7 protein-coding genes are annotated in these 12,510 nt (G+C 62.3%); 2 read left to right on the top strand and 5 right to left on the bottom strand.

The features are described from left to right. Window positions 1-85: 85 nt before the first annotated feature. Window positions 86-1,807, bottom strand: a complete 1,722-nt coding sequence (aceK, locus tag DK261_RS31430) for a bifunctional isocitrate dehydrogenase kinase/phosphatase (protein ID WP_009047590.1) — start codon at window positions 1,805-1,807, stop codon at window positions 86-88. Between the two features lie 198 nt (window positions 1,808-2,005). Between aceK and DK261_RS31425 the strand changes: the two genes are divergently transcribed. Together DK261_RS31425 and DK261_RS31420 are read left to right on the top strand one after the other, a co-directional pair. After that, on the top strand, window positions 2,006-2,920 hold the full coding sequence (locus tag DK261_RS31425) for a DMT family transporter (protein ID WP_016702617.1): 915 nt from the start codon (window positions 2,006-2,008) through the stop codon (window positions 2,918-2,920). A 710-nt stretch (window positions 2,921-3,630) separates the two neighbouring features. Then, complete coding sequence (locus DK261_RS31420) at window positions 3,631-8,265, top strand: autotransporter domain-containing protein (protein ID WP_110177397.1); 4,635 nt, start codon at window positions 3,631-3,633, stop codon at window positions 8,263-8,265. Window positions 8,266-8,443: 178 nt separating this feature from the next. Here the strand turns inward: DK261_RS31420 and DK261_RS31415 are convergent, their stop codons facing one another. The 4 genes from DK261_RS31415 to cysK all read right to left on the bottom strand — a co-directional run bounded on the left by DK261_RS31415 (window position 8,444) and on the right by cysK (window position 12,449). Then, on the bottom strand, window positions 8,444-8,830 hold the full coding sequence (locus DK261_RS31415; RefSeq protein WP_009047587.1) for a hypothetical protein: 387 nt from the start codon (window positions 8,828-8,830) through the stop codon (window positions 8,444-8,446). A 233-nt stretch (window positions 8,831-9,063) separates the two neighbouring features. Then, the gene (locus DK261_RS31410) at window positions 9,064-9,927 is read right to left on the bottom strand and encodes a DMT family transporter (RefSeq protein ID WP_028681872.1); all 864 of its coding nucleotides are present in this window, start codon (window positions 9,925-9,927) and stop codon (window positions 9,064-9,066) included. Between the two features lie 345 nt (window positions 9,928-10,272). Beyond that, complete coding sequence (locus tag DK261_RS31405) at window positions 10,273-11,211, bottom strand: aspartyl/asparaginyl beta-hydroxylase domain-containing protein (RefSeq protein WP_009047585.1); 939 nt, start codon at window positions 11,209-11,211, stop codon at window positions 10,273-10,275. A 263-nt stretch (window positions 11,212-11,474) separates the two neighbouring features. Beyond that, window positions 11,475-12,449, bottom strand: a complete 975-nt coding sequence (gene cysK / locus DK261_RS31400) for a cysteine synthase A (RefSeq protein ID WP_009047584.1) — start codon at window positions 12,447-12,449, stop codon at window positions 11,475-11,477. Window positions 12,450-12,510 lie beyond the last annotated feature (61 nt).

The following is a 12,510-nucleotide window of genomic DNA, read 5'->3' as shown; positions in this document are numbered from 1 at the left end:
AAGCTTCAAGCGAAAAGCCGCAAGATTAACGCAGCTTTACGCTTTTAGCTTGCCGCTTGTAACTTGCCTCTTGCCGCTGCTCCCTCTATTCGTTGTCCCGGTCCTTGCGCCGGTACGGGAACACATCGATCACCTTGCCGGCGCGAATGGCGTCCTGCAGGCCTTTCCAGTAATCGGCGTTGTACAGCTCGCCGTGCAGCTGGTCGAACAGCTTGCGCTGTCCGGCGTCGGCGAACAGGAACGGCGGGAATTCCTCGGGGAACACGTCCAGCGGGCCGATGGAATACCAGGGCTCGGACGCCATCTCGTCCTCCGGGGTGCGCGGCGCCGGGATGTGGCGAAAGTTGGCTTCGGTGAGAAAGCAGATCTCGTCGTAGTCGTAGAACACCACCCGGCCATGGCGGGTGACGCCGAAGTTCTTCAGCAGCATGTCGCCGGGGAAGATATTCGCTGCGGCCAGCTGCTTGATCGCCAGGCCGTAGTCGTCCAGTGCCTCGCGCACCTGGGCCGGGTTGGCGTGGTCCAGGTAGAGGTTGAGCGGGGTCATGCGCCGCTCGGTCCAGCAGTGGCGGATCAGCACCGTATCGCCCTCCACCGACACCGTCGACGGCGCCACTTCCAGCAACTCCGCCAGGCACGCCGGATCGAACTTGCCCAGGGGAAAGCGGAAGTCGGCGAACTCCTGGGTATCGGCCATGCGCCCGACCCGGTCGACGCTTTTCACCAGGCGGTACTTCTCGATCACCGTGGCGCGGTCGACGTTTTTCGACGGCGAGAAGCGGTCCTTGATGATCTTGAACACGGTGTTGAAGCCCGGCAAGGTGAACACGCTCATGACCATGCCGCGCACGCCCGGGGCCATGATGAACTGGTCGTCGGTGTTGGCCAGGTGGTTGATCAGCGCCCGGTAGAACTCGGACTTGCCGTGCTTGTAGAACCCGATGGAGGTGTACAGCTCGGCGATGTGCTTGCCCGGCAGGATGCGCTTGAGGAAGCCGATGAACTCCGCCGGCACCGGCACGTCGACCATGAAATAGGAACGGGTGAAGGAAAAGATGATCGACACCTCGGCTTCGTCGGTGATCAGCGCGTCGATCTGGATGCCCCGCCCTTCACGATGCAGCAACGGAATCACCAGCGGCCACTGCTCGTCGTGGGTGTAGATGCGCCCCACCAGGTAAGCGCCCTTGTTGCGGTACAGCACCGAGGAAAACAGCTCCACCGCCAGTTCCGGGTCCTTGCACACCCAGTCCGGCAGGTTCTCCCGCAGCTGCGACTCCAGGCGCCGCAGGTCGCCGGACAGGTCGGCATAGGCCTCGCTGAAGCGGTAGTCGACGAAGATCTGTTCGAGCATCGTCGACAGATGTCCTTGCGGCCGGTAGGTGCGGGTCTGCGCGGCCCGGGCGCGGCGCAGGCTCGGCCGCGTGGTGTGGATGAACATGCAGCCGTCGCTGATCAGGTCGTGGCTGAACAGGCCGCAGAAGGCCGAGTTGTACCAGGTCTCGGACAGCTCATCGTCGAAGCGCAGGTCGATAAGGCTGATATAGGCGCTTTTCACCAGCGGCCACTGATTGACGTCGAGCAGGGTCTCCAGGTCGAACGTCGTGCGCAGGCGCTGCACGGTCTCGCCGACCTTTTCCTCGTACAGGTTGATCCGCGCCGCCGAGGCGGTCTGTGCCTCCTGCCACTGCGCCTGTTCGAAGCGGGCCCGGGCACCGTCGGTGATCTGGCGAAAGTGCTCGCGGTAATCGTCGAAGCCATCGAGGATCGTTCGAGCGATATCGGCGGCGGGCCATTTCTGCGGCATGGTGAGACCTCTGCGGGAATTCGGAAAGGCCTGAGCTTAGCCAGTGAACCGGGTGCAGGAGAAGTGCAATTTTTCCGTAGCGAGAAGGATCCCGCCCATTCGACCGCAAGATAGCGATTGCTCGCGTCCCGTCTCTCGGCAACACTCTCGCCCTGCCGAAAAAAGGGCCGTTGCAGGGGCCATCAAAGGAGTTGCGCCGTGAGACTTGTCGATACCCTGCGTTTGTTGTCCCTGGCCGCGATCTGGGGCGCGAGTTTTCTGTTCATGCGCATCATCGCTCCAGTGATCGGCAGCATTCCCACGGCCTTCTTTCGCGTCTCCATCGCCGCCACCGGCCTGTTGGTGATCCTCGCGCTGATGCGCATCAGTTGGGACTTCCAGGGCAAGTTCAAGACCGTGCTGCTGCTCGGCGTGATCAACTCCGGCATCCCCGCCACTATGTATTCGGTGGCGGCCCTGGTGCTGCCGGCCGGTTATTCGGCGATCTTCAATGCCACCACGCCCTTGATGGGCGTGCTGATCGGTGGGCTGTTCTTCCACGAGAAACTGACCCCGACAAAAATCGCCGGGGTCAGCCTGGGCCTGTTCGGCGTGGGCATCCTGACCCGCGCCGGCCCCATGACATTCGACCTGGAACTGCTGCTGGGCGCGCTGGCCTGCCTGCTCGCCACCACCTGCTACGGTTTCGCCGGCTTCCTCGCGCGGCGCTGGCTGGACCAGGCCGGCGGCCTCGACAGTCGCCTCTCGGCCCTGGGCAGCATGCTCGGCGCCAGCCTGTTCCTGCTGCCGATCTTCGCCTACAGCACCATCAGCCAGCCGCCCGCCAGCTGGGGCGGCTGGAGCGTCTGGCTGTCGTTGCTGGGCCTGGGGCTGGCCTGCACCGCCTTTGCCTACATCCTGTATTTCCGCCTGCTGAGCTCGATCGGCCCGGTCAAGTCGATGACCGTGACCTTCATGATCCCGCCGTTCGGGGTGCTGTGGGGCGCGTTGCTGCTGGACGAGCCGCTGTCCATGGCCCACTTGTATGGCGGCGTGCTGATCGCTGCGGCCTTGTGGCTGGTACTCAAACCGGGAGCCCGGGTCGCCTCGCCCCAGGAACTGGCGGATCGCTGATCGCGTCGATTCCCCGGCATTGCGAGCGGTCCTGAAACATGGGCGCGCTCGCCACTTGCACAACAGTCTCGATCAGGCTTGAGCAGAATCGAACTGCATATCGGACACCGTAACTTCCGCCCTTCGGCAAAAAAACTTAAAACAATAAAAAACCATCGTCTTCTAAAAAACAAATACTGCCCTCTCAATAAAAACATCCCCTCAAGCAAAAAATCATTACCCCGCCGTCTTTATGTTTTACCCCCTTCTTTTGCCCCTCGTCCAAACCCCATAAAACTTGAACAAAATTCGCAAAAAAAGCCCGCACCAGACAGTTCCACTGATAACAACAACGAACTAACCACAACCAACAAAGATTATTCTCGACCACCATAAAGATATTTCTGAAAAGTTTAAAAAAAGCTCCCAACCTCTCTCCCCACGTATATTCCCGCCTCCTTCTTTATTAAGTTACCGGCCCGTTCACAACTTTCCGGACAACTTGATCAGTTATTCAACGCTTATGAACAGATCACTCAGGCCGCACTGTTACAGCACCGGTCCTATTGCACTTCATAGCCAGAAAACTCCTCTGCCGGCCGGGAAGCGCCTCGCGCCTCTGTGCAGCCATCGAACGCTTTCACCCCTCGGCGCGCGCCGCTGATCCCTAGCGCACCCGACGCCGTTTCCACTCCTCCGACCACACAGGCACAGCCTTGGAAAAGAAGACCATGACACCCCACAGTTTCAGACCCTCCAGCACCGCGCTCGCCGTCGCCCTGGCGTTGAGCACCTTCGCCCCGGCCGTACTCGCCACGACGAACTGGACCGGAGACGCCCATCACTTTGCCTATGACGAGGACGGCAACGCCTATCGCGTCAACGACAGCAACGCCTGGGAAAACAGCGGTAACTGGAGCAACGGCGCTCCCGCCAGCAATGAGGCGGTCAATATCGATCGACCGCTCCCCGGGCTGAGCAACCAGGTCGCGCAACTGGACAGCGCCCGAACGGTCGGCAGCCTGAACGTTGGCACCGCCAACAACGGCCTGGGCCAATTGAATGTCGGCGGCAGCGGCAAGCTGAATGTCGCTGACGGCTTCACCCTGGGCACCGTACAGGGCGCCACGGGCAAGGCCACCTTCAACAACGGCGCGACCTTGAACACCGGCGGCGACCTGATCGTCGGCAAAGGCGGCTCCGCCGACCTGAACCTCAAAAGCGGCTCCCGAGCCCACTCCCAGGGCGACACCCTGATCGGCTCCGAGCGTGGCGCAACCGGCACCCTCATCGCCGACGGCGGGTCAACCCTGACCAGCGATAAGCGCCTGGTGGTCGGCGGCGCCGGCAACGGCACCCTGCTGGTCAAGAACGGCAGCCAGGTCAACAGCCAGGACAGCATCATCGCTGCCGACCTGGGTTCCACTGGCACCGCCAGCGTCGATGGCGCGGGCAGCCTCTGGAAAACCCTCGGCGACATGACCGTGGGCCAGTCGGGCAACGGCTCGCTGTCGCTCACCAACGGCGCCAAGGTACAGACCGCTGGCAACACCGTGATCGCTGCGCAAAAAGGCTCGAATGGTTCGGTCAGCGTCGACAACAGCACGCTCTCCACCGACAAGACCCTGATCGTCGGCGGCGCCGGCAATGGCACCCTGCTGGTCAAGAACGGCAGCCAGGTCAACAGCCAGGACAGCATCATCGCTGCCGACCTGGGTTCCACTGGCACCGCCAGCGTCGATGGCGCGGGCAGCCTCTGGAAAACCCTCGGCGACATGACCGTGGGCCAGTCGGGCAACGGCTCGCTGTCGCTCACCAACGGCGCCAAGGTGCAGACCGCTGGCAACACCGTGATCGCTGCGCAAAAAGGCTCGAATGGTTCGGTCAGCGTCGACAACGGCACGCTCTCCACCGACAAGACCCTGATCGTCGGCGGCGCCGGCAATGGCGTCCTGGAAGTCAAGAACGGTGGTCAGGTCAACAGCCAGGACAGCATCATCGCTGCCGACCTGGGCTCCACTGGCAGCGCCAGCGTCGATGGCGCGGGCAGCCTCTGGAAAAGCCTGGGCGACATGATCGTGGGCCAGTCGGGCAACGGCTCGCTGTCGCTGACCAACGGCGCCAAGGTGCAGACCGCTGGCAACACCGTGATCGCTGCGCAAAAAGGCTCAAGCGGTAAGGTCAGCGTCGACAACGGCACGCTGTCCACCGACAAGACCCTGATCGTCGGCGGCGCCGGCAACGGCGTCCTGGAAGTCAAGAACGGCGGTCAGGTCAACAGCCAGGACAGCATCATCGCTGCCGACCTGGGCTCCACTGGCAGCGCCAGCCTCGATGGCGCGGGCAGCCTCTGGAAAAGCCTGGGCGACATGATCGTGGGCCAGTCGGGTAACGGCTCGCTGTCGCTGACCAACGGCGCCAAGGTGCAGACCGCTGGCAACACCGTCATCGCTGCCAAAAAAGGCTCAAGCGGTACGGTCAGCGTCGACAACGGTACGCTCTCCACCGACAAGACCCTGATCGTCGGCGGCGCCGGCAATGGCGTCCTGGACGTCAAGAACGGTGGTCAGGTCAACAGCCAGGACAGCATCATCGCTGCCGATCTGGGTTCGAATGGCAGCGCCAGCCTCGATGGCGCGGGTAGCCTCTGGAAAAGCCTGGGTGACATGATCGTGGGCCAGTCGGGCAATGGCTCGCTGTCGCTCACCAACGGCGCCAAGGTGCAGAACGGTGGCAACACCGTCCTCGGTGCACAAAAAGGCTCGAATGGTTCGGTCAGCGTCGACAACGGCACCCTGTCCACCGACAAGACCCTGATCGTCGGCGGTGCCGGCAACGGTGCCCTGGACATCAAGAATGGCGGCCAGGTAACCAGCCAGGACGGCATCATCGGTGCCAACCAGGGCGCCAATGGCAGCGCCAGCGTCGATGGCACGGGCAGCCTGTGGGAAACCCTCGGCGACATGATCGTGGGCCAGAGCGGCAACGCCAGCCTGGTACTCGCCAACCAGGGCGTGGCCAAAGTCGGCGGTGGCACCCTGCGGATCGCCAACGACAGCAGCTCCAACGCTGCGCTTTATGTGGGCGCGACCAGCGACAAGGCCGCCGACGCCAAGGGCGCAGGCCATCTGGAAGCCAAACGCGTGGTCTTCGGTCAGGGCCAGGGCCTGGTCCAGTTCAACCACAGCGACCGCAACTACCAGTTCGATGCCGGCTTCGAAGGTAAGGGCCGCGTCAATCACATCGCCGGGCAGACCGTGTTCAACGGTGACTCCAGCGGCTTCACCGGCCAGTTGAATGTCAAGGGCGGCGAACTGCTGCTGAACAACCGCATGGCCGGGCAAGTGCAGGTCGACAAGAACGCCAGCCTGCACATCGGCGCCTTCAACGGCAGCCAAGGCGAAGTGCTCAGCGATATCGGCAACGATGGCCAGGTGGTGTTCGACCGCAACAACCAGTACCAGTACGACCACGTCATCTACGGCAGCGGCTCGGTCGAGCAGCGCGGCACGGGCAGCACCGTGCTCACCGGCGAAAACACCTACAAGGGCGGCACGCTGATCAGCAACGGCACCCTGCAACTGGGGGCCGGCGCGAACGGCGGCAACAGCGGCTCGATCCTCGGCGACGTGCAGATCGACGCACCCGGCAGCCTGGTGTTCAACCGTGCCAACGCCTACACCTTCGGCGGCGCCCTCTCCGGCACCGGTACGCTCTATAAGCGCGGTGCCGGGCGCACCGAACTGAGCGGCGACAGCTCCGCCTTCCACGGCCGCAGCTACGTCGATTCGGGCATCCTGGCCGTCAATGGCAAGCTCGGCGGCTCGACCGACGTGTATGACGGCGCCACCCTGGCGGGCAACGGCCAGGTCGGCAACGTCACCCTGCACAAAGGCGCGACCATCGCCCCCGGCAACTCCATCGGCACTCTGAGCCTGACCGGCGATCTCGACCAGCACAGCGGTTCGACCTTCCATGCCGAACTGCTGAGCACCGGGGCCAACGACCGGCTGCTGGTGAACGGCGCGGCGCGGCTCGAGGACGGCAGCATCATCAACGCGGACAAACTCGACAGCAAACGCTACGAGCTGGACCGTCGTTATCTGGTGCTCGCAACCCAGCAGGGCCTGAGCGGTCGTTACAAGCTGACGGGCGATACCTGGGTCTCGACCTTCTATGACCTGGTGGACAACTACGACAGCCACAACGCCTACCTGGATGTGCAGCAGACTCGCCTGTTCCAGGAAGCCGCCTTCACCCCTAACCAGCGGGCCACGGCCACTGCGGCACAAAGCCTGAAAGGCTCTGCCGTGCCAGCGCTGACGCCACCGGTGCACAACAAACTGTTCGAGGCCATCGCCTATCTGCCCGATGACCACCAGGCACGCGATGCCTTCGATCAACTGTCCGGCGAGTTCCACAACTCCACCCGTTCGGCGCTGATCCAGGACAGCCGCCTGGTGCGCGACGCGGCGAACAGCCGTCTGCGTTCGGCGACTGTCGCCCAGCCGGCTGACACCGCGAGCGACGCACACTCCGGCCTGACCCCGTGGATCACCACGCTGGGCAACTGGGGCGAGGTCAAGGGTGACAGCAATACCGCCACCTTGCGCAGCGACACCAAGGGCTTCCTGACGGGTGTCGATACCGCGGTTGGTGACAGCGGCCATGTCGGCGTGCTGACCGGCTACAGCCGTACCGATCTGAAGAGTTCGTCACGCGACTCCTCGAGCGACAACGACAACATCCATCTGGGTGTCTATGGCGGAACACAGGTCAGCGGGTTCGACCTGCGCGGCGGCATGGCGTACACCTGGAGCCGGATCGACGCCAAGCGTTCGGTGAACTTCGCCGGCTACAGCGACCATCTGAAGTCCAAGCACGACGCCAATACCCTGCAAGCCTTCGGTGAGCTGGGCCGGCGCTTCGACCTCAGCCCTTCGGTACAGCTGGAACCCTTCGCCAACCTGGCCTATGTGCAGGTCAAGAGCGAAGGCTTCAAGGAAGATGGCGGCCCTGCGGCCCTGCGCGCCAAGCACGCGTCGGACGAGCAGACGTTCTCCACCCTGGGTCTGCGCGCCAGCGCCGACAAGCAGCTGGATAACGGCAAGTTGCTGACCGTGTTCGGCAGCGCCGGCTGGAAACACGCCCTGGCCGGCATGACGCCGTCCAACACCTACCGTTTCGACGGCAGCGATGCGTTCCGCACCGAAGGCGCGGCTTACTCGCGCAACAGCGCAGTGGTCGAAGCCGGGGTAGAAACCCGGGTGACTCCCGAGCTGAGCCTGGGCGCCGCCTACAGCGGGCAACTGGGCAGCGGTGCCAGCGAACACGGCCTGAGCCTGAACGCCAGCTACCGCTTCTGACCCCGCCCTGATCACGCAGCGGCGGCCCCGCCGCTGCGTATTGTGGATTGACCGGCAAGGTGCACTTGCCGGTCTTTTTTTGCCTTTCGTCAAGGCATGCCTCCAGCAACAACGGGGGCATCCGTGACGGCCATTCAATACCCGGCGCTCTAGCGCCGGGCATTGGGCTATACCTGAGTCATGGCGACGTCAGGGTAATCAGGTAGGTCCCCGAGTTCACCGGTTTGCCTGCCCCATCGACCAGCGCATAGTGCTGATCGTAGTAGCGCCCGTCCTTGCCGCTGTCCGTCACCAGTTTGACGTTGACCGGCGACTGGCCGACGGCCGTCACCGTGCTCGACGGACCGACCCCGTGCACCCGGATGTCGTTACCCCGCGACAGTTGTGGGCACTGGCGCAGGCTCAATACGGCCCCGCCATTGGCAGTCGAGCTTGGCGTGCAAGGTTCCTCGACGATGCTGCCGTGAAAATAGATCGTTCCCTGGATGCTTTGAGGGGCTGCGGAACAGATTCCACTCAAACCTAGAAACATGCCGACACCTGCCAAAACCAGCTTGCTACTCATTCTGACTATCTCCATTGGGCCTGAAGAGTATGTCGTCAGTGTAGAAGGAATCTTTAATTTTTAAGGTTTGTCTTATTCCCAAAGCCTTAATAAATAGGGTAAAAGCGAACGCAATTTAATATCAATAAGCCACCATTGCTATCGGCCAGTCCTGGCCAATCTGAAGGGTGCGCCCCAGACAAAAAAAGGCGCAGCTTCGATCAAGTCGAAAGCTGCGCCCGGCACTTTCTGAATCAGCTGTTTTTGCGGAACACGAACACCAGCCCGACGATGATCAACAGCATGCCGAGCACGCTCAGCAGCGCCAGTCGATTACCGAAGAACAGGTAGTCCATCACGGCCGTCACCGCCGGCACCAGGTAGAACAGGCTGGTGACATTCACCAGGTTGCCGCGAGCGATCAGCCGGTACAGCAGCAGGGTCGCCAGCACCGAGACCACCAGTCCCATCCACAGCGCCGGGACAATAAAGCCGACGCTGCGCTCGAAGTGAAACGACTGGAACGGCACGAACAGCGCGCACAGCAACAGCCCGGCCAGGTATTGCACCGGCAGGGTGCCCAGCGGGTTGTCACTGATGCGTTTCTGCATGATCGAGCCCAGGGTCATGCTCACCAGGGCCAGCAGGCCGAAGAGCATCCCGGCCAGCGACATGCCTGCCAGGCCAATGCCCTGGTAGACCACCATGATCAACCCGGCCAACCCCAGCGCCAGGCCGAACATCCGGCTCCAGGAACGCTGACGCTCCATGATCACCACGGTGAGGATCGGCTGCACCCCCATGATGGTGGCCATCACGCCGGGGGTGACCTTCAGGTCCAGGGCCAGCAGGTAGAAGATCTGGTACGCCCCCAGCAACACCAGCCCGGTGGCCACCGCGTACAGCATCGGCTTGCGCCCGCGGGGCAAACGCAGCTTGAGCAAGGGAATCAACAGCACCAGGCCGCACAGGGCGATGGCGAAACGAAACAACAGGAAGGCAAAGGGCGAGGCATGGGCCAGCCCCCATTTGGAGAAGATCGCCCCACTGCTCCAGAGCAGGACGAACAGGCTCGTGGAAGCCGCCGCGAGCGCGGACTTTTTTGCTATGAGCAACATGAATACCACCTGTAATCAGGCAAATGGCCAACTCAGCCGAGGCTGAAATTCAGTAGTTTTTTCTGGCGGGCGCGGGCAACAGCAGAGGTTGCTGATCAGCCCCGTACGACAACGCCCGGCGGTGATACGACGGCGCACACCGGCGTGCTACTGACAGGTGGGGGGTAATGACTGATCTGCACAGGCTGCGGGTTCCCGCACGGCACGACGCCAGCGTTGACCGCTGAATCGACTACCGCGTTGATGAGGGAATGAGGCATGTGCTGATCTTTCTGAAGAGGAAGGTGAGTCTTCTGATACACCGGGCGCCGACTATAACCAGCGCCCGATATTCATTGCAACGCCTTATCCGAACAGCCAGTAGCCCAGGGCGGTCAGGACCACCACCGCCAGCACCGGACGCAGGACGCGGTAGAGCTTCGGATTGCGGCGTTTCCATTGCTTGACCACACCACTGATGCGGTCGCTGAAACGCTTGCTCCAGGCATAGGCCTGGTTGATCCCGCCGACGCGCTCGTCGTCGAGGTTCTGCGGCGCGGTGGCACGCCCCAGCCAGCCGCTGATCCAGCGGTTGATGCGGGTCATCAGCGAGTTGCTCAGTGGACGCTCGATGTCGCAGAACAGGATGACCCGGGTCTTGTCGGTCTCGTTCTTCACCCAATGCACGTAGGTTTCGTCGAACATCACGTCTTCGCCATCGCGCCAGGCGTAGACCTGGCCGTCGACGAAGATCCGGCAGTCGTCGGAGTTCGGTGTGGACAGGCCCAGGTGATAACGCAGGGAACCGGCGAACGGGTCACGGTGTGGGTTCAGGTGGCTGCCACCGGGCAGCAGGGCGAACATCGCGCCCTTGACGTTGGGAATACGGCTGACCAGTTCAACGGTCTTCGGGCACAGCATTTCGGCCGATGGCAGCGGTTTGTCGTACCACTTGAGGTAGAAACGCTTCCATCCCTTCTTGAAGAACGAACCGAAACCGGCGTCGTTATTCTTCTCGGCGGCGCGGATGTAACCCTCGTCGAACAGGTGCATGGCCTCGTCGCGGATCACTTCCCAGTTGTCCTTGAGCACATCCAGCTCGGGAAACTTGCTGCGGTCCAGGTAAGGCTTGGAAGGCACGCCAGAAAACAGGTACATCAAGGCGTTATAAGGAGCGAACAGTGCCGAATGGTTGACGAACTGACGCAGCACCGGCAGTCGAGCCTTACCGCGTAAATGCACGTAGAGAGTACTGCCGATGAATAGCAGCAACACCGCGGACTTGGCGGCAAACGAAAGGCTCATGCAATATCTCCTTGAAATAATTACCAGCGGGGCAGCATTCATCCGACATGGCAGCCGGCCATCATAAACACTCCTGGCCCCTGGAAAAACCCGCACAAACCAACAAACAGTGTTAACAGTCGTGCAATAAAACGCTAATTAACATAAGTCACCTGAACGCCAGCTGATGCAGGTCAGCACAATTGTGCTGTGCCCTGCACACCGCAGCCGCCGTACCTTCGATCGCCGGCCAGCCGGCTCCGGCGATCACCTTCCCTTGTGTCTTACTGCTGGTTCTCCTGCTCGGTGAACAGGTCGCTGAACAGCATGCTCGACAGATAACGCTCACCCGAATCCGGCAGCACCACCACTATGGTCTTGCCCTGCATCTCGGGGGTTTCTGCCAGGCGCACCGCCACCGCCATCGCCGCGCCGGAGGAAATGCCACAGAGGATCCCCTCCTCCTGCATCAGGCGCAGGGCCATGGCCTTGGATTCCTCGTCGCTCACCAGCTCGACCCGGTCGACCACCGACAGGTCGAGGTTGCTCGGCACAAAACCGGCACCGATGCCCTGGATCTTGTGCGGGCTGGGCTTGATCTCTTCGCCGGCCAGTTTCTGGGTGATCACCGGCGACACGCTCGGCTCCACCGCCACCGACAGGATAGGTTTGCCCTGGGTCTTCTTGATGTAGCGGGAAACCCCGGTGATGGTGCCGCCAGTGCCGACGCCGGCCACCAGCACGTCCACGGCGCCATCGGTGTCATTCCAGATTTCCGGACCGGTGGTTTTCTCGTGGATCGCCGGGTTGGCCGGGTTATCGAACTGCTGCGGCATGAAATATTTTTCAGGGTCGCTGGCAAGGATTTCCGCGGCCTTCTCGATCGCGCCTTTCATGCCCTTGGCCGGCTCGGTCAACACCAGCTCGGCCCCCAGGGCCTTGAGCACCTTGCGCCGCTCGATGCTCATCGACGCCGGCATGGTCAGGACCAGCCTGTAGCCACGGGCCGCGGCGACGAATGCCAGGCCAATGCCGGTATTGCCCGAGGTCGGCTCGATGATGCTCATGCCCGGCTTGAGTTTGCCGCTGCTTTCCGCGTCCCAGATCATGTTCGCGCCGATCCGGCACTTCACCGAATAACCCGGGTTGCGCCCTTCGATCTTGGCCAGGATGGTGACGCCGCGGGGCGCGATGCGGTTGATCTGCACCAGCGGCGTATTGCCAATGGAATGGGCGTTGTCGACGAAAATGCGGCTCATGGCTGGGTCCTTGTACAGCGTGAAAGGAAGTGTCCAAGGGTATGCCTCGCACCCATGAGCG

The organism is Pseudomonas sp. RW409, assembly GCF_003184125.1.
GTDB lineage: Bacteria > Pseudomonadota > Gammaproteobacteria > Pseudomonadales > Pseudomonadaceae > Aquipseudomonas > Aquipseudomonas chlororaphis_I.
The sequence above is the reverse complement of the archived record's forward strand: the minus strand, read 5'-3'. Positions and strand labels throughout refer to the sequence as shown.

Bases quoted from the DNA above. Each gene is read 5' to 3' on its own strand.
- DK261_RS31420 (WP_110177397.1), top strand. From the start codon at position 3,631: ATGACACCCCACAGTTTCAGACCCTCCAGCACCGCGCTCGCCGTCGCC.
- aceK (WP_009047590.1), bottom strand. From the start codon at position 1,807: ATGCCGCAGAAATGGCCCGCCGCCGATATCGCTCGAACGATCCTCGAT.
- DK261_RS31405 (WP_009047585.1), bottom strand. From the start codon at position 11,211: ATGAGCCTTTCGTTTGCCGCCAAGTCCGCGGTGTTGCTGCTATTCATC.
- cysK (WP_009047584.1), bottom strand. From the start codon at position 12,449: ATGAGCCGCATTTTCGTCGACAACGCCCATTCCATTGGCAATACGCCG.
- DK261_RS31415 (WP_009047587.1), bottom strand. From the start codon at position 8,830: ATGAGTAGCAAGCTGGTTTTGGCAGGTGTCGGCATGTTTCTAGGTTTG.
- DK261_RS31410 (WP_028681872.1), bottom strand. From the start codon at position 9,927: ATGTTGCTCATAGCAAAAAAGTCCGCGCTCGCGGCGGCTTCCACGAGC.